We start from the raw sequence: 21,137 nt of genomic DNA, 5'->3' as shown, positions 1-21,137 counted from the left end.
GGGTGCGATATGAACTGCCTCCTCTGAGCGGACGCACCAAATACCGGCACGCTCAGAGGCAGCTTAGTAGATTTAGACCAAGCAGCCCTTTTAACCGCGCATTGCGTAAATTGATATTTTGGCCCAAAACGTTCATGCCCCAAATATACAAACTAAATCTTAAATGAAAAGGAACAAAATCAAACCGCGGGTTTTCAGATGCAATCAATAAACTTTATCTCAGTTTACGCATTGAAAGGGCAAGCCACGCAGAGCAAAAAAATATCCCTACAAACGCCCACATTTCCCGTCAGGCCTGCTTTCAAACTGTCCGGCAAACCGATAGCCTTGCTCTGCCGCGCACGCGCTCAAGGCTTGCGCTAAAACAGGCGCGTCATGTCGTATCCCAGCGCCGTTTAAAAGCGCCTCAAACCTACAAAGCAGTTTCCAACACGAGAACCAGTTTTTGGCGTTTGAAAGCTTTTGGCGCGCGTTTTGGACCCTAGATCAAGATATCATCAGCATAAACGCAGCAATTTTCAGCCGGAAGCAGCAGCTCAACATGCTCTGCGGGCACTTCGATATCGCGCTCAACCTTGACCTTAATCACAAACTCGTCAAAGGCCGCGGTAACCAATTTATGATTGCCCAAATCTTCCACCCGCTGCACCTGCGCGGTGATCGTATTGGGCCCCTTTGCCTGAGCGATCTGGATATATTCGGATCGAATACCCAATTTCAAATCCGCAGAGCCAGTTTTTGAAAGGTCCGTTTGGGTTGCAATCGTTGCGCCGCCAAAGGCAACCGATGTACTGCCATCTGCTTTGCACGCAAAAAAGTTCATCGCTGGCGCGCCGATAAAATAACCCACAAAGGTTGTTTTGGGGCGCTCAAACAACTCAGCAGGCGATCCAACTTGAACGATACTACCGGCATCCATCACGATGATGTTTTCGGCAAATGTCATGGCTTCATTCTGATCATGCGTCACATAGATCAGCGTTGAACGGTATTTCTGATTGATTTCTTTGAGTTGCCGGCGCAGGCGGAATTTCAGGTCCGGATCAATAACCGTAAGCGGTTCATCCATCAACACCGCTGCAACATCATCGCGCACCAGTCCACGCCCCAATGAGATCAGCTGCTTTTGATCCGCGGTCAATCGGCTGGCCGATTTTTTCAGCAAACCCTGCAGGCTTAACGCCTCGGCCACTTCCTGAACTTTGGCGTCAATCGCGGGGCGTTCATAATTCCGGCAGACCAAAGGGAAGGCCAAGTTTTGTTCAACCGTCATCGTGCCGTAAATCACCGGAAACTGAAACACTTGCGCAATATTACGCTCAGACGTGGATAGTGTGGTCACATCCACACCATCAAAAAGCAGTTTTCCCTCTGAGGGTTGCACGATACCCGACATGATGTTCAGCATGGTGGTTTTACCACAGCCTGAGGGCCCTAAAATTGCATAACGGCCGCCATCAACCCACGTCATATTAAACGGGTTCAACGCATAGGTCTTATCCACCGCCTGAGGGTTGTAAGAATGCGCAATATTTTGCAGTTCAATTTTAGCCATTACTTCAGTCCGCCATAGGGTGAGGATTTTAATCTTCCATCCGTTGCAAATGCATAAAGATGGGCGGTATCAAATTGCGCTGTCACGGTCTCGCCAATATTGAAATTTTGAACCGAATCCAACAGACCCACCACCTGCACATGCTCATGCTTGAGATGTAGGAAGGTTTCCGAGCCACTGATCTCAGACAGCTCAACAGTGAAGGGAAATCCACCCTCTGCCAAGCTGATCGCCGCGGCCCTCAAACCGAAGGTATAGGGGCCCTGCGGCAGCGCCTGGCAATGCTGAGGCAAGTCGAATTGAATTTCCGAGCTTAAGATAATCTTGCCATCGGCCACGGTGCCTTCAAACAGGTTCATCGCCGGATCATTGGTGATTTGCGACACTTTGGTCGAGTTGGGGTTCTCAAACACTTCTTTGGCGCTGTCCTGCTGCAGGATGCGCCCTTCATCCATGACCAATATCTGCCCGCCAAGTTGCATCGCCTCAACCGGATCTGTCGAAGAATAAATCAAAATAGAATTTTCGGAAGCTTTCGCGCTAAAGATGTTCCGGAACTCTTCGCGCAATTGTTCGCGCAATTTATAGTCCAAATTCACCAAGGGCTCATCCAGCAACACAATATTGGCCTCTTTCACCAAAGAGCGCGCCAGCGCCACCCGCTGTTGTTGGCCGCCCGACAAAGCTTGGATTTTGCGGTTTTCGAACCCGTCTAACCCCACTTGCGACAGCGCTTTCATCACCCGGTTGTTGATTTCACCGGGTTGCATGCCGCGCTGCTTCAAAGGGAAGGCCACGTTCTCATACACGCTCAGATGTGGGTAATTGATGAATTGCTGATACACCATTGCCACTTCGCGCTTCCACACTGGAATGCGGCCGAAGTCCCGGCCATCCAGAGTTAAACTGCCGCTTTCAGGCGCGATCAATCCCGCAATGGTTTTGAGCAAGGTGGTTTTACCGGCCAAAGTCCGGCCGATGATCGTGTAGATTTCACCCTTAGACATTTCAAAACAAACGTCATTCAAATGATGTTCCGTATCCGGCTTTAGACACAGGTTTGAGGCAATGAGTGACATTTATTTCAATGCTCCTGACAGGTTACCTTTTGACAAAAACCGCTCAACGATAAAGGCCACCACGATCAATGGGGCAACGCTGACCAAAGCGGCCGCCGACAAGCTCCACCATGGGGTGATCGATGAATTCAGCGCCACGATCGCAACGGGTAGAAGCTGCACTTCTGTGAATGTCAAAATGAAGGAAAAGAAGAAATCAGTCCAACCGAAGATCATGCAAAACATGCCCGCGACGATGATCCCGGGGATCGAGTTTGGAAGCACCACTTTGTAAAACGCCTGGTAGGGATTGCATCCATCAATCAGCGCGGTTTCATCGATTTCGCGCGGCACTTTGTTGAAAAAATCAACCATGATCCACACCGCGATCGGCATCAGCAGCACGATATAAACCAAAATGAGGCCCAGCAACGTATCGAGCAACGAGAATTTGCCCAACATAATAAAGAACGGGATCGCCAAAACAACAGGGGGCATAATACGCTGCGAGATAAAGAAGAAGGTTATATCGCCGTTGCGAATAGGGCCCGCTTTAAAGGTAAACCGTGATAAAGCATAGGCCGCCAAAGTGCCCAAAATAATGCTGATCAAGCTGCCCGCGCAGGTCACAAACACGCTGTTAAAGAAAGGCTCAACAATATCCACGCCGCCCTGTGCCGGTGATTTCCAAAGCGCCCGCCAACCTTCCAATGTGGGCTCAAAATCCACCCAAGGAATGTAGGTGGCCCCATTGGTGACCGATTGGAAATCTTTAAATGAGGTCGAAATGGCCCATAGGAACGGCGCAATCACAAAGACGGACCACAGGGTAACAGCAAGATATTTAAGAGTGGTGTAAAAGAAACCCATGATTAATTACCCCGTACCATCAGTTTCACCAAAATCTTTGCAATGATCGTAAAACTGATGATCATGATGATCAGATAGGTCAAAGACAGCGCTGCAGAATAGCCAAATTGGAATTCGCGCAAGCCTTTGATGAAAATATAAAAACTAGATGTCTCGGTTGCCGTGCCCGGCCCGCCCGAGGTTAACACATAGACCGTATCCATAATTTTCGAGGCTTCAATCAGCCGGATAATAATCGCTCCGATCGAAATTGGCGCCATCAATGGAAAGGTCACGTAAACAAAGGTTCGGATGGGCCCTGCGCCATCGATTGAGGCGGCCAAAAACGGCTCTTTCGGCAGCGATAAAAGACCCGCCAATAACAGCAGGAACATAAACGGCGTCCATTGCCAAACCTCAACCAAAACCACTGTGAATTTAGCAAGCAGCTCGCTACTGAGCCAAAGTGGCGTCATCCCGAACAAACTAAAGAAATCATTCACCGGTCCAAGCGATTCATGGAAAAAAGTACGCCAGATAACGGTCATAATCACCGGTGTCGTCATCATCGGGATTAAGAACAAAACCCGGAAAAATCTCTGAAATACAATGTCTTTCCAAACCATGAGCGCCAATGCAAACCCGATCACATATTGCAGAAATACGGTGGTGAGTGACAGCAAGCTCAAGCGGCCAAACGCCTCCCAAAACCGCGTATCATCGGTGAACAAGCGGATATAATTCTCTATGCCAATAAAATCTAAACCAGGGTAGAAACTGTCCCAACTTGAAAGGCTTAAGCGTACTGTAAACCCAATTGGAAATATCAAAATGCCCAGAAGGACCAAAAGCCCCGGAAGCAAAAACATATATTTATGTTTGAAGTTCATTGATCATCGCCCTGTTTTATAAGAAGCGCCCCAGAAAAGGGACGCTCCAATACTCTTAAGTTACTATAAAGCTTACTCTGCGTCTTCCAGCGCAACACCAATAGCATAAGCTTCGCGAATTGTATCGGCTCCGATACGTTTCACAATTTTTGTCCACTCAGCGGCCACTTCATCCAAAGCTTCTTGCGGTGACAATTGCCCCGCCAAAGCTTTCGATGTGCCCGTTGCGATGGCGCTGTTGAATTGGAAGACACCTGGCACCCGCAATGGGAACACACGGTTAGTGCTGCCTTCTTCCATTTCCATCAGAGTATCCGCATATTGCTTGGCAATTTCAGGATCCCAACCTTGACGCTCAACATAAATCTCAGGCACAAAATCAGATTTCTTGAACGGGTTCACACCGAAGCGACCAATCGCAATATCGGCTTGGTGGTTGGCGTCATTGGCAAAGAAGCACAGATAGTCAAACGCCATCTCGTGGTTTTTGCTTTTCTTGGCAACCGCAGCTGTCCAACCCCAAACAATGTAGGGCGCTTGGTTATACGTATCTTCCCAAGCTGCGCTATTGCGGTTCCACACCCGGTTTGACCCCGGCAATGGTGCTGCGCCCACTTTGTTCTTGATCGGGCTATCATCTTGCATCGCTGCCACAAACGCATCATCCCATGAGAAGCTGAACAATGTCTGTCCACCGCCAAATGAGTTGATTTCATCGCCAAGGCCAAAGTTAATGCCACCTGGTGGCACATATTTGGTTGCTTCCACCCAATCTGTCAGTGCTTCCACAAAACCCGGTCCATTGACCAATGGTTCCATGGTTTCCAGATCAAAGAAGAAACCACCCTTAACCCGCGGGTTCTTTGAATAGGCCACTGACCGGCTGAAAAACGCCGCGAACATCAGATCGTCTTTCTTCATAACTTCGGCTGAACCATATTCCAGTTCGCCGTCATTATCCCAATCCCAACCATTGAAGAATGCAGCCATCTCGCCATATTCTTTCCACGTTTGCGGAATGCGTAATTCATTGCCCGTTTCGGCTTTATATTTTGCCTGATATTCAGGGTTGTCTATCACGTCTTTGCGGTATTTTAGATAATGACGATCCCCATCGATTGGAAATTGGATCATTTCACCGCCCCAAGAGTTCACATCAATATGACTCTGCGTAACGTCTTGCATTTGCGCCATGTTGACATATTTCGCCGGCACGGGCTGCAAATATTGCTTCCAGTCGCGGATAAAGTTGGAAAAGCCAAACACGATATCATACGGCGACTGACCGGCTTGAAACGGAACCATCGCCTTTGAATAAAGATCCCCTGCCGGCGTGTGAATGACGTTCACCTCAGCGCCTGTCAATGCGCTAAACTGCTCAGCGTGAAGCGCTGTTGGCTCGCCCATAACAGGCACGGCATGGGTGTTGATCGTCAGCTTTTGACCGCTGTAATCTTTCTGCGACATCGACTCATAAGAGCATTCGCCCGCGATATCACCCGTGTTTTTGATATGCGGAAACTGATCGCTCCACTTATCCGCTTGCGCCGTACCAGCCAGCAGGGCTGCGCCCGCCGCCAATAGGCTTATGCTCATTTTTGTCTTCATTTTACTTCCTCCCAGTAGGTTTCGTTTTTAATTAAGGTACAAGGACGCCCCGCCCTTTTACCTTGCCGTTATTCAAATCTTGCAAAGCCAGATTTGCATCTTCCAAGCTGTATTCCTGCGTTGCCAAATGAACCTGACCCTTATCTGCCAAAGACATCAATTCGGTCAGCTCAGCCCATGTTCCGACCAAATTACCGATGATATTCTTCTCGGTCGTGATCATCTCAAACGCGCTAACATTGATATCTTCGCCATATCCAACAACATAATAGCTGCCCATCGCCCGCGTCATCGCAAGGCCTTTGGCGGTTGTGCCGCGCTCGGCCACAAAGTCCAAAACTGCTTCGGCGCCCAACCCTTTGGTCAGCTCCAACACCTTTTCAACCTCATTGCCATCCGCCTTGACGAGCGCATCCGCTCCGCAGCTTTCCGCAAGCTTCAACGCCATATCAGAGGGGTCAACAACGATAATATCTGCCGCGCACATGGCCCGCAAAACCTGAATGCCGATATGGCCCAAACCACCAGATCCGATCACAACGCATTTCTCACCCGGCAACAGGTGACGCGATGCTTTCTTCGCTGCGCGATAGGCTGTGAGGCCCGCATCTGCATAGGCCGCCACTTCCTTTGGAATCAAAGTCTGCGGCAGTTTCACGATGTTGCGCACAGATGTTTTCAGCGCCTCTGCGTATCCTCCATCGCAGTCAACGCCCGGGAAAGATCCGTTCTCTCCGTGCATGTCATGACCACGGCGGCACGCCAGACAAGTGCCACCGGTGATTTTAGGGTGCACGATGACGGGGTCGCCTTTTTTAAGCCCCTCGACTTCACTGCCCACATCTTCGATCCAGCCCGCATTCTCATGACCCATAATCAATGGCAGTAATTTACGGTCAGCATCGGTTGCCTCGCGCCAAACGCCCTCAATAATGTGAAGATCTGTTCTGCAGACCCCTGCGCCGCCGATGCGCACGATGACATCGCTGGCTTTTTCGATTTTCGGATCGGGAACATTTTCCAGATCCACCCAAGACGATGCTGTTAGATCATCGTCGTATTGCTTCAGCACCTGCGCTTTCATAATATGCCTTTCATTCTCAGAACTCCTGCTGAATATTGCTTGGTTTTTCAGCTAAACAATCCATATAATTGTTCAAATATGTGCAGGCCCGCCTAATTTGTGTTCAGTTTGTGAACAAATGGCCAATTTGAGGCATCCGTTATTTGGCGCTATTATAAATGAAGAAGGGAGGTGGATATGAGCCAATTGGGCAATCGTTTCAAAGATGAGACCTTGACGCAAACCGCGCTTGGAACAGAGATTAAGATCTCTCAAGCCTCGCTTGCAGCCAGTTGGCGGCGCAGTTCTTCTTTTGGATTAGACCCAAATGGAAAGCCCGTTGATGCAGTGAAATCAGAAACAGAGTTTTTAGAAATCACCCAAAAGAACGAATATATAAAACAATTTGTCGCGCCGGAATTGGAGCTTTTATACAATCAAATCGCGGGGACCAATTTCATGGTTGCCTATGCCGATAGCAGCGGAGTGGTTTTAGATGCGCTGCTGGATGAAGAGTTCAAAACCAGCGATGCGGGCCGCGCGGTCATCCCTGGTTCAATTTGGACAGAAAATTACCGCGGCACGAATGCCTTGGGGCTGTGCCTGCATACGGGCACCTCGCAAATCGTTGCCGGCCGCGACCATTTTTTTCGAAAATTAGGCGATCTTTCTTGCTTTGCAGCGCCGATATATGGCCAAAACAATGAAATTGTGGGCATGATAGACGCAACATCGGATGCTTCATCGCGCCAACAACATACGCTGGCTTTGGTGAAGCTGGCATGTAAGAATGTGGAAAACAGATTGTTTATTGATGAGTTCCGCAACTCATCGATCATCAGCTTTCACGCGCGCCATGAATATCTTTCCACCACCAGCGCCGCTTTGCTGGCCGTGGATGAACATGGCTTTATCGACGGTGCAAATATAAATGCTAAAATTATGCTCAATGGGCTTAACCTGTCGCATAAGCGCCATTTTGGTGATATTTTCGCGATCCCTTATTCGAGCATCGCCAATCGGTTAAATTCGAATGAAATCATCCGCATCCACGATGCGATGGGATCGGCCGTTTTTATGGCGATGAAAGAGCCCACCACAAAACGAATTATTGAAATTAATCCAAAAGGCGCGTCGCTCTTAACGACATCCTCAGCCGCGCTGTTAGATCAAGGCGGTCGGACACTTACGCCAGATGATAAACCGCAAACGCGTTGTTATATCTCCGAAGATTCGGGCTTAAAGCGCCATTTAATGCGGGCAGAGCGGGCATTAACACATGATTTGCCGATCTTTATCGAAGGGCCCAGGGGCTCTGGGAAAAAGGCCACCGCGCAAGAATTACATGAAACATATCTGCCCAAACGACCTTTTGTCGAAATAAAATGTAATTTATTAACCGCAGAAAACCACGAAGAGCTGTTGTTTGGCCCCGAAGGCAAGCTGGCTTACTTTCAGCCAAACGGGTCAACTTTGGCGCAGAATAAGCTGCGCAAAGCCCAAGGTGGCAGCCTGTTTATCAGCGGCATTGAAAATCTGCCGCTGCCCGTACAAAACACGTTTGTTCAAATCTTTGAGGCGCGCCAAGAATGTGAGTTGGGCGATTATGAACATAAAATTGCGGCGGTATTTGTGTCGAGCAGGTTATCCCTGCAAGACTTGCGTACAGAGCATGATATGGATCCCGAGTTTCTAGACAGCATTTTCGGCGCGCAGATATTGTTGCCCAGTCTAGCGCAAAGAATGGATTTTAGAAAGCTGGCGGCAGAGCTTTTGAAAGAGATTTCGCCCGAGCATATATTATCAAAACCGGCTCTTGACCTTTTGGAAACGCGGGAATGGCCTGGCCATATACGCCAGCTGAAAAAAATGCTGCAAGTGCTGGTTGCCAATTCCGCCACCACGATCATCCGCCCCGAGGCCATCGAAGGGGACCAAAATATGTCGGGTGGTGAAATTATCCCTTGCGCCCCTTGCGCGCAATCGCCCATGCGCAAAGAAAGCTGCGTTTTAATCCAGAAAACCTGGATGGATTCAGGCGGTAATATCAGTCTTGTGGCGCGCAGATTGGGTGTGTCGCGCACAACGATTTATAAACATATCAAAGGACTTTAGGCGATTTAGCGGTTTTAAGGAACAAACTTCCATTCGAAACCAGCAAAGCACCAATCACAACACCGCCTCCGGCAAGCGCCCAAAAGCCCGGATTTTCCGAAATCACCGCCCAGACCAGCAGCGGCGCCAATACAGATTCAAGTAAGATCAAGAGCGACACTTCCGGAGCACTGATATAACGCGGGCCAAGCGTCAGGAAGCAAGTGCCCAAAGCGATGAAAACACCGTGCGAAATATAAAGCATAATATTCGTCTCGATCTCAAGCCCAGAGCCAAGCGTGGGAAACAGCACGAGCGCAGACCCCAAATAAGCGATTGGAATCGCTGGAATCATTGAAACATGTTTCAATCGGCGCAGCATTGTAAGCGCCCCAGCATAGGCAGCAGACACATAGACCGCCCAAAGATCCCCCGTCCAATTCGCCAATTCGTTTTCACCCGAGCCATAAGCGATGATCGCCAACCCAACCCCCACGAAAACTATCGTCAGACCAGTGCGCCTTGAAATATGTTCGCCCAAAAACATGCTGCTGAAAATCGCCGAAAACACCGGCATAGAGGCAAAGATAAACACAACATTCGCAACGCTGGTTTGACTTACCGCCATTACAAAAGCCGGAGATGTCGAACCGATCAAAAAACAATAAGCCCAGCCGAGCTTTCCCATCAATAAGATATTGCGAAAGCTCGGTGCGCCCTTAAACACAAGCAAACCGGCCGAAATAACAAGACCAGAGATTAAGCTTCTCCAAAACGCCGTCACCAGTGGCTCGGCTGTGATCAATCGTACAAAAAGCGAATCCGGTACAACGCATAAAACGCCCAGAAACGTGTAGAGTAAACCTTTATGAGTGTCCGTCATGGCGAAACGCTGCTGCCTTTTCATATGCCGCGTTACTATCACTGCCTTTGCTTAATTAGACCAGTCTTTCTTAATGTCCCAAGAGTGAACTGCGCAGATACAATAGAAGATCTTCTCTAAGAATTGGTCAGGATTGCAAAAAACGCATCGCATAGCTTTGAAAACACGGGCATCCGAGCCTGCTTCATTTTTCAGCGGCCACGCCGCTCTATAAAAGCTCAGCCTTTAGGGAGCAGGCTTTTATGCGATATATGCGCTGAAAGCTTCTTGTTTCAGGCATCTGACGCGGTTGCCGGCCTCACCTATGACACCGCGCCTTAAAAGCCTAAGTTTTTTGCCACCAACAGCAGTTTATCATCCGTCCCTCCCTGAAACAGAACTTTGATAGGCCGCTAAGCTATCCATCAACTGCGCGCCCACTGGTACGTTCTGCCGTGCACAAAATTCATTCCAAACTGCAGAAAAAGGTAGATCCTTCAGCTCTTCTGTCAGGACCAACCTGCCCGTGAAATCCAAATTATGTTCAAGCGATTTCAGCCTTTTCTGGGGCAATAACAGCGCCCGAAGAAGCGCTTTTTGCATATTGCGTACACCCACAACCCAAGCCGCAGTACGGCTGATCGTGGCATCAAAGAAATCAAGGCCAATATGTGTGCGTTCCAAAAGATCCGTAAAAACCAACTCTTGTGCCATTTGCAAAATTTCGTCAGTCAGCAAAATCACATGGTCGCTGTCCCAGCGCATCGGCCGCGAAACATGCAGCAAAATCTCCGGAACCGATAGCGCGACTGCGCTAAGCTTATCGGCAATATTTTCCGTGGGGTGAAAATGCCCCATATCCAAACACAGCGCGATCTTGCGCCGGATGGCATAACCAAGGTAAAATTCATGACTGCCCACGGTCATTGCCTCAACGCCAATTCCAAACAGCTTTGACTCAACCGCATCAATCAGGCGGCTTTGGTCAAATTTTTCGCTAAGCATCGTATCTAGCGCCTTTTCAAGCCGCTGCCGCGCCGCCATACGATCAACAGGAATATCTTTGGATCCATCGGGCACCCAAATATTGTTGATCACAGGCGAGCCTAAAGCCTGCCCCATTTGCGCGGCAATCTCGCGCGTGCGCCGCCCATGCTCGATCCAAAACTCTCGAATCCCTGCGTCGGGGTGCGAAAGCGTTAAATTATCATCTGCCTTCGGATGGGCAAAAAACGTTGGGTTAAAATCAAGCTTGATATCACTGTCTTTCGCCCAATCGACCCAAGGTACAAAATGCTTATATTCAATTTCATCGCGATCGGGCGTGTCTTCCGTATCCATGTAAAACGCATGTAAGTTTAAACGATGACGGCCCGGTATCTGCGAGAGCGCAAAATCCAAATCCGCACGCAATTCCGCAGGATTACGCGCCCGCCCTGGAAAATTACCCGTCGCTTGAATGCCACCGCCCGACGCGGCGGTCAGCCCTTCGAAACCGCGCACATCATCGCCTTGCCAAGAATGAATGGAAATCGCCACCTGCGCCAGCCGCGCGAGAGCAGCTTCTGCATCAACGTTCCAATTGGCAAATATCGCGCGGGCGCTCTCATATGTCGCAGTCATTCTATGCTCTCCTAACGTGTAAAGGCCTCTTTATTTCCAGCATCAACGTTCAAAATATTACCTGTTGATTTTTCTGACAGGTCAGACGCGAAAAAATAAGCCGCCTCGGCAATATCTTCAGGCAGCACTGATTTCTTCAGTAAAGATCTGTTTCTGTACATTTCTTCCAGACCATCCTTATCCGTTTTATAAGTTAAGGCGCGCTGTTCGAGCCAGTCTCCCTCCCATATTTTTGATCCTTTTAACACGGCGTCAGGGTTAACCACATTCACGCGGATACCAAGATCGGCCCCCTCTAGGGCCAAGCAACGGGCCAAATGAAGTTCTGCTGCCTTTGCAGTGCAATAAGCGCTTGCATTCGGGCTGGCCGCCAATCCGTTTTTGGAGGCCACAAAAACCACCGCGCCGCCCAAGGATTGCGCACGCATCGTGATAAAGGCTGCCCGACTGACAAGAAAATACCCTGTCGATAAAATATCAAAGTTTTTATTCCATAACTCAAGCGTTGTCTCCTCGATTGGAGCCGAAGACGCAATGCCCGCGTTTGAGACAACAATATCCAAGCCTCCGAATTCTAAAACCGTTGTTTGAAAAGCTGCGGCTATTTCAGCCTCGCTGGTGACATTCATAACCACGGCGCGCACCACGTCCTGCCCATATTGGGATTTCAATCGGTCCGCTGCAGCGCTCAGGCCATCACCGTCAATATCGGCCAACATCACGCAAGCCCCTTCGGACAGATATTTTTGCGCTGTTGCAGACCCGATGCCACCGGCTGCCCCTGTTATCAACGCAATCCGCCCCGCCAAGCTTTTTGGCTTTGGCATGCGTTGCAATTTGGCTTCTTCCAAAGCCCAATATTCAATATCAAACGCCTCTTGTTCCAACAAACCGGTATATTCCGAGACAGAAGACGCCCCGCGCATGACGTTGATCGCATTCACATAAAACTCGCCGGATATGCGCGCAGTTGCTTTGTCTTTGGCAAAGGTGATCATGCCCACCCCCGGCAGCAAATACACGATTGGATTGGGGTCACGCAGCGCTGGGGAATCGGCATGTTTACAGCGCGCATAATAGGCTCGGTACGCGTTTCGATAATCATCGATCTCTTGTGGCAATCGATTGATTACTAGCTGCACGTCCTGCGCATTGGGGTTAAAATCAACCACCAAGGGACAGATTTTTGTGCGCAAAAAATGATCTGGGCAAGAGGTTCCAAGCGCCGCCAGCTCTTGCAGCTGTTGCGCGTTTACAAATTCAAGCACTTCTGGACTGTCATTGAAATGGCCCACCATATGCTGGCTTTCGCAAATCAAGCCTCGGATAGCTGGCATGATCTCGGCGGCCACAGCGCGCCGTTTCATAGGCGGCAAGCTCTCATGCACGGCGCCCCCAAAGGCAGGCTGGCTATCTGCCTTGCTTTCAAACCAATCCATGGCCTTTTGGATGATTTCCAACGTCAGACTATAGCAGGTTTTCGCATCATCATCCCAAGTGAACAAACCATGGCTTTCCAAAACGACACCGCGCGCGTTTGGATTTTCTAGACAGAAATTTTCCAGCCAGAGACCCAACTCATATCCGGGCCTTTTCCACGGCAACCACCCGATATCATCCCCAAATATTTCTGCGGTTAACGCTTTTGAGTTTTTGGAGGCCGCAATTGCGATAATCGCATCTGGATGCATGTGATCGACATGTTTCTTGGGCACATAGGCGTGTAAGGGCGTATCGATCGAGGCTGCGCGCGCGTTCAAGTTAAACGTACAATGAGGCAAGAATGCTACCATTTCATCTTCGAACTCAACGCCACGATACAACGCTTTCAACGCTCGCAACTTATCCATATAGAGCGCGGCAAACCCGTCCATTTTGATAGATCCGACATCTCCACCTGACCCCTTGACCCAGAGCACCTCGATCGCGTCATGGGTCAACGGATCGTGTTCAAGTACCTTCGCGCTGGTATTGCCGCCGCCATAATTGGTAATCCGCTTATCAGACCCCAATAAATTTGAGCGATATAGAAGCTTTTCGGGCTCTGTCATGTCCAGCGCGACCTTGTCATCCCAAAGATGCTCAAGCTGCAATTGCGCATTGTTCATGGTCATAGGACCCTCCTTAAACAAAATTTAGCCCATATCCTGTATAAAAAGCTGCATATACTGCGGCAGATTGTCAATCCTAAACAATCAAAAATGCGCAATTTTTGATAATTTATGACTGAATATGAAATTTTATGATTGACAAAATGGGTCTGTATACGCCAGCATTTTAAGCGAGAGGTACAAAATGCATGAACGAGAACGCCATCGCGTGATATTGTCAGCGGTTCAAGACCGCCCTGTGGTTACCGTGATTGATATGTGCAGCCTGACCGGTGCCTCGGAAGCAACCATCCGCAGAGATATCGCAACATTACACATTGAAAAAAAGCTGCGCCGCATCCGGGGCGGGGCAGAAGCTTTGGCTCCGCCACAATCTGTCGGGCTGGCAGGGCGGCCTTTCGATGTCAACAAAACGTTCCAAGTCGCGCAAAAGCAAGCCATTGCCAGCGCTGCTGTAAATCTCTGCGCAGATGGCGAATCCATTATCATAAACGGTGGCACCACCACGTTCCAAATGGTTCATACGCTGGCCACACGCAGAATGCAGGTGTTTACAAATTCTTTTCCAATCGCTGAGCATTTGCTGAAGCATTCGAAAAACACGGTCACAATATCCGGTGGCACGCTTTACCGAGAACAAAACATCGTTTTGTCCCCTTTTGACAATGATGTGACACGAAATTTTTACGCGCATCGTATGTTCATGGGGGCGCATGGGTTGGGTACGATTGGGTTGATGGAGGCGGATCCACTTTTGGTGCAAGCCGAACAAAAATTGATCGGTCAGGCAGATGAATTGGTGGTATTGGCCGATAGCAGCAAATTTGCAAAACGCTCAAGCCTTGTGCTGTGCCCGCTGACGCAAATCCACACCGTTATTACAGATGATGGCATCCCTGATAAAGCCGCCTCAATGCTTGAGGCCGCAGGCGTGTCACTTCACGTGGTCTCAAAAGAGGCTGCAAAATCACAGGGGGAAGCCTCTTAAAGACCGCCAACACACATAAGGGAGGAAAACATGCGTGTTCTTAAAAGTTTACTAACAACTGCGGCTGTTGCAGCCACAATGATCGGGTCAACCGTTCAAGCCGGGGATATGAAAATCGCTCTGGTTGTCAAAGCCTTGGGTATCGGGTTTTTTGAAGCTGCCGCAAAAGGCGCCGAAGAAGCTGCCGCTGAATTGGGCGGCGTTGATATTATTTACACCGGTCCAACAGACACAACCGCTGAAGGCCAAATCGAAGTCATTAACAGTTTGATTGCCCAAGGCGTGGATGCCATTGCAATTTCCGCCAATGATCCAGACGCGCTGGTTCCCTCGCTTAAAAAAGCGATGTCACGGGGCATCACAGTGATCTCTTGGGATTCGGGCGTTGCCGCAGAGGGGCGTCAAATGCACCTCAACCCCTCAAGCAACGCGTTGATCGGCAATACGATCATCAAATTGGCTTCAGATCACATGCCCGGCGGTGGCGATGTTGCCATCCTATCTGCCAGCGCAACGGCCACCAATCAAAACATCTGGATCGAAGAAGCCAAGAAGGTGTTGCCAAATTATGCTGGGGTCAACCTCGTTGCCACAGTATATGGCGATGATCTTTCAGATAAATCCTATCGTGAGGCCGAAGGTCTGATGGCCACATACCCAAATCTGAAAGCGATTATCGCGCCAACCACGGTTGGTATTCTCGCAGCATCACAAGCAGTGACCGATGCTGGAAAAATCGGGGAAATCAACGTTACGGGCCTAGGCTTGCCATCCGAAATGGCGGGCGCAGTGGCATCAGGCGCAACCAAAAGCTTCGCGATTTGGAACCCGATTGATCTGGGTTATGCCGCAACCATGCTCTCCTACAATATTGCCAAAGGCGCCGATGCAAAACCAGGCGCAGCGGTTGGTATGGGCAGAATAGGCGAAGCGGTTTTGAATGAGAGTAATGAAGCCGCGATGTCGGATCCCTTCACCTATGACGCCTCAAATATCGATCAATTCAAATCGATATTCTAAGGCGAATTGCTTGGGGCAGCGCCAGCTGCCTCAGGCCCTATAAGATATAAAAATGCGCCCTGAACTCACATCAAATCAAGCCATCTTAACGCTTTCAGGGGTCTCCAAATCTTTTCCCGGTGTGAAAGCGTTATCAGATGTTCAGCTTCAGCTCTATCCGGGCCAAGTGATGGCGCTTGTCGGCGAAAACGGCGCGGGCAAATCAACAATCGTTAAAATTCTTACTGGGATTTATCAGCCTGAAGAAGGCGAAATCCGATTTAATGGCGCGCCGATTCGGCTTAACAGCGCACAGGATGCTTCACAGGTCGGCATCACAGCGATCCACCAAGAAACTGTTTTGTTTGACGATCTCTCGGTCGCGGAAAATATATTTCTTGGACATGCGCCACGCAGCAAGCTGGGCCTTATTGACCGCAAAGCCCAAACCCAAGAGGCACAAAACATTTTGCGCAGCATTGGCGCCGAGTTAAATCCTGAGGCACGGCTCGGAGATCTGGGTATCGCCTCCAAACATCTTGTTGCGATCGCCCGAGCGCTTTCAATCCAAGCGCAAGTTGTAATTTTGGATGAGCCAACAGCCGCCCTATCGCATAAGGAAATCAACGAACTTTATGATTTGGTAGAGCTGCTAAAAACGCAAGGAAAAGCCATTTTATTCATCAGTCATAAATTTGATGAAATCTTTCATATTGCGGATCGTTATACCGTTTTTCGCGATGGTGCTTTTGTGGGTGACGGAAAAATTGCAGATCTGAACGAAGATGATCTGGTCAAAATGATGGTGGGCCGCTCTGTCGATCAAATTTTTCCACCGCGCCAGCATCAAAAAGGTAAGCCTGTTTTAGAGGTGTCTGGCTGCGCCCATCCCACCGAATTTGAGAATATCAACTTCACGCTTCATGAAGGAGAAATTTTGGGGTTTTATGGCCTAGTGGGCGCTGGAAGATCCGAGTTTATGCAAGCGCTATTTGGGATTACCAAACTTTCGCAAGGCGAAATTACCATCGATGGGAAACCCCACCCGATCCATTCGCCTGCTGACGCGATAGAGGCCGGAATTGTCTACGTGCCCGAGGACCGGGGACAACAGGGCACCATAAGACCGCTGCCGATTTTTCAAAATGTTACGTTGCCCTCTTTAAACCGAACCTCGCGCAATGGTTTTTTGCAACTTGCAAATGAGTTTGCACTAACGCGAGAATATACCAAACGCTTAGAGCTACGCGCAGCCTCGCTTGACGTTCCGCTGGCGACACTTTCGGGAGGCAATCAGCAAAAAGTGGTGATCGCAAAATGGCTGGCGACCACCCCGAAAATTATCATTCTTGATGAGCCCACGAAAGGCATCGATATCGGTTCAAAAGCCGCCGTACACGCTTTTATGGCGGAACTGGCGGCGCAGGGTTTGGCGGTTATCATGGTCAGCTCCGAAATTCCCGAAATTCTTGGCATGTCGGATCGCGTGATTGTGATGCGCGAGGGGCGCATTGCAACGGAAGCGGCGGGCAATGGGCTAACGCCAGAAAATCTTGTCAGATATGCAGCCGGATTAAAGGAGGCTTAAGTGAAATCAATATTTTCATCCCGCGAAGCCATCCTGTCTGCCGCTATTTTAATCGCGCTTGGCTTAATCGCCACTCGGTTTCCCGCCTTTATCGAGCCCAAAAAATTATTGGCGGTGTTTAACGACACCTCTCCCCTAATTATTTTAGCCATCGGCCAAATGATCGTGATCTTAACAAAATGCATCGATCTCTCGGTCGCAGCCAACCTTGCCCTTTCTGGGATGATCGTTGCGATGACAAATGGCATGGCGCCCGATCTTCCGATTGCCATCTTGATTTTGATTGCAATCGGAATTGGAACTTTTTTGGGGGCGCTGAACGGCCTTCTTGTTTGGAAATTAAGCATTCCATCAATCGTGGTGACATTGGGCACCATGACCATTTTCAGGGGCATTATATTTGTTATTTCAGATGGGAAATGGGTCAATGCGCATGAAATGACGCCGGCCTTCAAAGCGGTGCCGCGCGAGGTTATTTTTGGGCTTCCAGGTTTGAGCTGGTTTGCCATATTCGCGGTTATAGTTTTCACAATCTTATTAACGCGAACACCGCTGGGGCGTATGTTTTTTGCTGTGGGATCAAATCCAAACGCCGCAGTTTACGCAGGTATAAGCGTCGGCAAAACGCAATTCTGGGCCTTTGTGTTTTCTGGCGCGCTATCTGGATTGGCCGGCTATCTTTGGGTGGCGCGCTATTCGGTAGCCTATGTTGATATTGCGATTGGTTTTGAGCTTGAAGTGGTGGCCGCCTGCGTGATTGGAGGGGTGGCGATATCCGGAGGGATCGGATCAATCGCCGGCGCCGTGTTGGGCGCGCTGTTCCTTGGTGTGATCAAAAATGCCCTGCCGGTTATTGGCATCAGCCCATTTTGGCAAATGGCAATATCGGGATCAGCCATCATTGTTGCGATTGCCCTAAACACGCGCGCACTGCGCAAAAAAGGCCGGGTGATCCTTAAATCAGCGGAGGCCCAAGGATGATGACGCAAGCGCGGGACATTCCAGACCGGTTGCAAAACCCATTTCTAACGCAAATTAAAAGCTGGGAAACGCTGCTTTTGGCGGTTGCTATCGGTATTTTCATCGCAAATTCCTTTGCCTCTCCGCATTTTTTAAATGCTTGGAACCTCAGTGATGCGACATTCAATTTCACCGAAAAAGCGATGATCGCTTTTGCAATGGCGTTGTTGATAATTGCTGGCGAAATTGATCTAAGCGTCGCCTCAATTATTGCGCTTGCCTCAACGGCGATGGGCGCAATCGCGCAACTGGACGTGTCGACCACGACATTGGTGATAACCGGCCTTCTTACCGGTGTGGCCTGCGGCGCATTTAACGCGGTTTTGGTTACGGGCTTTGGCCTGCCCTCGATCGTTGTAACCATCGGAACCATGAGCCTGTTCAGAGGCATCAGCTACATCGTTCTGGGGGATCAAGCCTATCGGGGCTATCCCTCAGATTTTGCCTTTTTTGGACAGGGCTATGTGTTCTGGGTGATTAGTTTTGAATTTGTGCTCTTCGCTCTATTGGCGGTGATCTATGGGATCCTACTTCATTGGACGAATTTTGGCCGCGCGGTTTATGCGATTGGGAACAATGCCACCGGCGCGCTATTTTCGGGCATTCGCGTGAACCGCGTTAAATTTATCCTATTCCTGATGACCGGCGCGATGTCAGGCTTGGCGGCGGTCTGTCTCACCTCGCGCTTGGGCTCTACGCGGCCCTCAATCGGAATGGGAATGGAACTGGAAGTGGTGACCATGGTGGTTTTGGGCGGGGTCAGCATATTGGGCGGATCTGGCACAATTACCGGGGTTATCATCGCCGCTTTCGTAATGGGTCTGGTTACGTTTGGATTGGGTCTGCTGAACGTTCCTGGGATCGTTATGTCGATTTTCATCGGCCTTTTGCTGATTGGCGTGATTGCCTTGCCACGCTTGTGGCAGATCTGGAGGATGTGATGGAGAAATTCGCCTTTAAAATGCGCCTAAACCCCGGCCAAAAAGAGGAGTATAAGCGCCGCCATGATGAAATATGGCCAGAATTACTCGTTCTTCTCAAAGAGGCTGGTATATCCGATTATTCGATCTTTCTGGATGACGAAAGCGAGGTTTTATTTGGCGTTTTATGGCGTGAAATTGATCATAAAATGGATGATCTACCCGCGCATCCCCTGATGCAGCGCTGGTGGGCTTATATGGCGGATATCATGGAAACCAGCCCAACTAATGAACCCGTCGCGCGGCGCTTAAGCGACCTATTTCATATGCCATGAGCCATATCGCCGTTATTGATATCGGGAAAACCAATGCCAAGCTTGCGCTGGTCAACAGCGTCGGCCTTCACGAAATAGCGGTAATCACCCAGCCCAACCATGTGGTTGACTCGCCGCCTTGGCCGCATTTCGATCTCGCTGGGATTTGGGTTTTCATCCAAAACGGATTGGCCCAATTTCAAAAACAATACGGCATCGACGCGATCAGTGTTACAACCCACGGGGCCTCAATTGTGCTGATCGGGCAAAATGGCGAGGCCTTTCCGATGCTGGATTATGAATATTCCGCCGTCAATTCTTTGTCTGACAACTATGCTCAGCTGCGCGCAGACTTCTCACAAACCGGATCACCCCACCTGCCGAATGGCTTGAATATCGGGGCGCAGCTGCATTGGATGCTCACCACTGACCCGATGATCCGAAAACACCTTGCTAGCATTGTCACCTATCCGCAATATTGGGGCTACCTGCTCACCGGAGAGCGCGCGAGCGATTTTACAAGCCTGGGCTGCCACAGCGATTTATGGAACCCCTATGCGCGCGATTTTGCCACAACTTTGGACGCGCTTGGCCTTCGAAGCTGCTTTGCCCCGGTACGCCGCCCAGATGAGATTTTGGGCGAGGTTAAACCTGCCTTGGCGCAAAAGCTCGGGCTGCCGGCACATCTACCCGTCATGGTTGGCATTCATGACAGCAATGCCTCGCTATATCCGCATCTTTTATCTCAGAGCGGCAGCTTCTCGGTGGTGTCCTCGGGCACTTGGACCATCGCCATGGCCATTAATGGCTCAAAACTGGCGCTAGATCCAGATCGCGACAGTTTGATCAACGTGAATGCGCTTGGGCATCCCGTGCCAACCGCCCGTTTTATGGGGGGGCGGGAATTTGATCTTATTCAAAAGGGCCGTATCTATGCACCCACCAAATCCGATGAGCAATCGGTTCTAGAAAAAGGCATTTTCCTTCTGCCCGCCATTGAGGCTGCTACTGGGCCATTTCAAGGCCGTGTGACAACTTGGTCTGTTACAAAGCGCAGCGCCGGCGAGGAAAGCGTGGCCTTATCTTTCTATCTAGCCTTAATGACGCGCACCTGCTTGGACTTGATTGGCGCGCGCGGGCCGGTGATTGTAGAGGGCCCATTTTCAAACAATGATGAATATCTCCGGATGCTCTCAGCGCTTTCGCCAGATGGCCTGCTGACCAGCGTTTCGCATACAGGAACAAGTATTGGTGCGGCCATGTTATGTTTGCCGCAGCACAAACAGGCCGCAACCGCGCAGACCTATGCTTGCAAGGATGAGCCAGCGTTGCAAGCCTATGGTGCAGCTTGGCGGCTAGCGGTTGAGTCCGGCCTCTAGCCTCGCGCGCCAATCGGAGCATCCGCGCCTTTTAAAACGGTGCCCGGAATTGCATTTTAGGTTTGGCAAATCTATCGCATCAGCCTGTGTCGTGAAGCCTATTCTGGCCGCAAAACCGGCGGAACACGGGAAACATAAGGACAATTGCTTATCTGCCCACATAGGGCCCCACCGCCTGCGAAACTTTTGGCAATTATCCTGTCGCGCAAACGCCAA

At 49.9% G+C, this 21,137-nt stretch carries 17 protein-coding genes; 8 read left to right on the top strand and 9 right to left on the bottom strand.

Annotation, left to right across the window (positions count from 1 at the left end; all coding sequences use genetic code 11):
* Nucleotides 1-481 precede the first annotated feature (481 nt).
* The 6 genes from UM181_07255 to UM181_07230 form a co-directional block, all read right to left on the bottom strand.
* Nucleotides 482-1,555, bottom strand: a complete 1,074-nt coding sequence (locus UM181_07255; protein WQC64394.1) for an ABC transporter ATP-binding protein — start codon at nt 1,553-1,555, stop codon at nt 482-484.
* On the bottom strand, nt 1,555-2,634 hold the full coding sequence (locus UM181_07250; GenBank protein ID WQC64393.1) for an ABC transporter ATP-binding protein: 1,080 nt from the start codon (nt 2,632-2,634) through the stop codon (nt 1,555-1,557). The genes UM181_07255 and UM181_07250 overlap by 1 nt, the downstream gene beginning before the upstream one ends.
* Nucleotides 2,635-3,483, bottom strand: a complete 849-nt coding sequence (locus tag UM181_07245) for a carbohydrate ABC transporter permease (protein WQC64392.1) — start codon at nt 3,481-3,483, stop codon at nt 2,635-2,637.
* Nucleotides 3,484-3,485: 2 nt separating this feature from the next.
* The gene (locus tag UM181_07240; GenBank protein ID WQC64391.1) at nt 3,486-4,352 is read right to left on the bottom strand and encodes a sugar ABC transporter permease; all 867 of its coding nucleotides are present in this window, start codon (nt 4,350-4,352) and stop codon (nt 3,486-3,488) included.
* A 72-nt stretch (nt 4,353-4,424) separates the two neighbouring features.
* Nucleotides 4,425-5,960, bottom strand: a complete 1,536-nt coding sequence (locus tag UM181_07235) for an extracellular solute-binding protein (GenBank protein WQC64390.1) — start codon at nt 5,958-5,960, stop codon at nt 4,425-4,427.
* 31 nt (nt 5,961-5,991) lie between these two features.
* Complete coding sequence (locus UM181_07230) at nt 5,992-7,044, bottom strand: NAD(P)-dependent alcohol dehydrogenase (GenBank protein WQC64389.1); 1,053 nt, start codon at nt 7,042-7,044, stop codon at nt 5,992-5,994.
* 177 nt (nt 7,045-7,221) lie between these two features.
* Here UM181_07230 and UM181_07225 point away from each other — a divergent pair, with 177 nt between their 5' ends.
* Entirely contained in the window at nt 7,222-9,138 is a 1,917-nt protein-coding gene (locus tag UM181_07225) for a sigma 54-interacting transcriptional regulator (GenBank protein WQC64388.1), read from the top strand.
* Here UM181_07225 and UM181_07220 read toward each other — a convergent pair.
* From UM181_07220 to UM181_07210, 3 genes are all read right to left on the bottom strand, one after another.
* On the bottom strand, nt 9,125-10,000 hold the full coding sequence (locus UM181_07220; protein ID WQC64387.1) for a DMT family transporter: 876 nt from the start codon (nt 9,998-10,000) through the stop codon (nt 9,125-9,127). The two genes, UM181_07225 and UM181_07220, sit on opposite strands and share 14 nt — an antisense overlap.
* A gap of 354 nt (nt 10,001-10,354) precedes the next feature.
* Complete coding sequence (locus tag UM181_07215; protein ID WQC64386.1) at nt 10,355-11,602, bottom strand: L-rhamnose isomerase; 1,248 nt, start codon at nt 11,600-11,602, stop codon at nt 10,355-10,357.
* 11 nt (nt 11,603-11,613) lie between these two features.
* Nucleotides 11,614-13,716 (bottom strand): bifunctional rhamnulose-1-phosphate aldolase/short-chain dehydrogenase, encoded by a 2,103-nt coding sequence (locus tag UM181_07210; protein ID WQC64385.1) that lies wholly within the window; start codon nt 13,714-13,716, stop codon nt 11,614-11,616.
* A gap of 181 nt (nt 13,717-13,897) precedes the next feature.
* Between UM181_07210 and UM181_07205 the strand changes: the two genes are divergently transcribed.
* Genes UM181_07205 through UM181_07175 form a run of 7 tightly spaced genes read left to right on the top strand, consistent with a single transcriptional unit; the run spans nt 13,898 to nt 20,921 of the window.
* Nucleotides 13,898-14,701 (top strand): DeoR/GlpR family DNA-binding transcription regulator, encoded by an 804-nt coding sequence (locus tag UM181_07205; GenBank protein WQC64384.1) that lies wholly within the window; start codon nt 13,898-13,900, stop codon nt 14,699-14,701.
* Nucleotides 14,702-14,731: 30 nt separating this feature from the next.
* The gene (gene rhaS, locus UM181_07200; protein WQC64383.1) at nt 14,732-15,721 is read left to right on the top strand and encodes a rhamnose ABC transporter substrate-binding protein; all 990 of its coding nucleotides are present in this window, start codon (nt 14,732-14,734) and stop codon (nt 15,719-15,721) included.
* 52 nt (nt 15,722-15,773) lie between these two features.
* Nucleotides 15,774-17,288 carry a sugar ABC transporter ATP-binding protein gene (locus UM181_07195; protein ID WQC64382.1) on the top strand — a complete coding sequence of 505 codons (1,515 nt, stop codon included), beginning with the start codon at nt 15,774-15,776 and terminating at the stop codon, nt 17,286-17,288.
* Entirely contained in the window at nt 17,289-18,269 is a 981-nt protein-coding gene (locus tag UM181_07190; protein ID WQC64381.1) for an ABC transporter permease, read from the top strand.
* Nucleotides 18,269-19,249 (top strand): ABC transporter permease, encoded by a 981-nt coding sequence (locus UM181_07185; protein ID WQC64716.1) that lies wholly within the window; start codon nt 18,269-18,271, stop codon nt 19,247-19,249. Before UM181_07190 ends, UM181_07185 begins: the two co-directional genes overlap by 1 nt.
* On the top strand, nt 19,249-19,563 hold the full coding sequence (gene rhaM / locus UM181_07180; protein WQC64380.1) for an L-rhamnose mutarotase: 315 nt from the start codon (nt 19,249-19,251) through the stop codon (nt 19,561-19,563). Before UM181_07185 ends, rhaM begins: the two co-directional genes overlap by 1 nt.
* Nucleotides 19,560-20,921 carry an FGGY family carbohydrate kinase gene (locus UM181_07175; GenBank protein WQC64379.1) on the top strand — a complete coding sequence of 454 codons (1,362 nt, stop codon included), beginning with the start codon at nt 19,560-19,562 and terminating at the stop codon, nt 20,919-20,921. The genes rhaM and UM181_07175 overlap by 4 nt, the downstream gene beginning before the upstream one ends.
* The last annotated feature ends 216 nt before the right edge of the window (nt 20,922-21,137 follow it).

Source organism: Alphaproteobacteria bacterium US3C007 (genome assembly GCA_034423775.1).
In the GTDB taxonomy this organism is placed as follows: domain Bacteria; phylum Pseudomonadota; class Alphaproteobacteria; order Rhodobacterales; family Rhodobacteraceae; genus Thalassovivens; species Thalassovivens spotae.
Note: the sequence above shows the minus strand (reverse complement) of the source record. Positions and strands in the feature narration are given on the sequence as shown.

What these genes read in the sequence shown, in the direction of transcription:
- UM181_07220 (WQC64387.1), bottom strand. Translation starts at nt 10,000, where the DNA reads ATGACGGACACTCATAAAGGTTTACTCTACACGTTTCTGGGCGTTTTA.
- UM181_07185 (WQC64716.1), top strand. Translation starts at nt 18,269, where the DNA reads ATGACGCAAGCGCGGGACATTCCAGACCGGTTGCAAAACCCATTTCTA.
- rhaM (WQC64380.1), top strand. Translation starts at nt 19,249, where the DNA reads ATGGAGAAATTCGCCTTTAAAATGCGCCTAAACCCCGGCCAAAAAGAG.
- rhaS (WQC64383.1), top strand. Translation starts at nt 14,732, where the DNA reads ATGCGTGTTCTTAAAAGTTTACTAACAACTGCGGCTGTTGCAGCCACA.
- UM181_07205 (WQC64384.1), top strand. Translation starts at nt 13,898, where the DNA reads ATGCATGAACGAGAACGCCATCGCGTGATATTGTCAGCGGTTCAAGAC.
- UM181_07195 (WQC64382.1), top strand. Translation starts at nt 15,774, where the DNA reads ATGCGCCCTGAACTCACATCAAATCAAGCCATCTTAACGCTTTCAGGG.
- UM181_07215 (WQC64386.1), bottom strand. Translation starts at nt 11,602, where the DNA reads ATGACTGCGACATATGAGAGCGCCCGCGCGATATTTGCCAATTGGAAC.
- UM181_07175 (WQC64379.1), top strand. Translation starts at nt 19,560, where the DNA reads ATGAGCCATATCGCCGTTATTGATATCGGGAAAACCAATGCCAAGCTT.
- UM181_07210 (WQC64385.1), bottom strand. Translation starts at nt 13,716, where the DNA reads ATGACCATGAACAATGCGCAATTGCAGCTTGAGCATCTTTGGGATGAC.
- UM181_07250 (WQC64393.1), bottom strand. Translation starts at nt 2,634, where the DNA reads ATGTCACTCATTGCCTCAAACCTGTGTCTAAAGCCGGATACGGAACAT.
- UM181_07225 (WQC64388.1), top strand. Translation starts at nt 7,222, where the DNA reads ATGAGCCAATTGGGCAATCGTTTCAAAGATGAGACCTTGACGCAAACC.
- UM181_07240 (WQC64391.1), bottom strand. Translation starts at nt 4,352, where the DNA reads ATGAACTTCAAACATAAATATATGTTTTTGCTTCCGGGGCTTTTGGTC.
- UM181_07230 (WQC64389.1), bottom strand. Translation starts at nt 7,044, where the DNA reads ATGAAAGCGCAGGTGCTGAAGCAATACGACGATGATCTAACAGCATCG.
- UM181_07235 (WQC64390.1), bottom strand. Translation starts at nt 5,960, where the DNA reads ATGAAGACAAAAATGAGCATAAGCCTATTGGCGGCGGGCGCAGCCCTG.
- UM181_07255 (WQC64394.1), bottom strand. Translation starts at nt 1,555, where the DNA reads ATGGCTAAAATTGAACTGCAAAATATTGCGCATTCTTACAACCCTCAG.
- UM181_07245 (WQC64392.1), bottom strand. Translation starts at nt 3,483, where the DNA reads ATGGGTTTCTTTTACACCACTCTTAAATATCTTGCTGTTACCCTGTGG.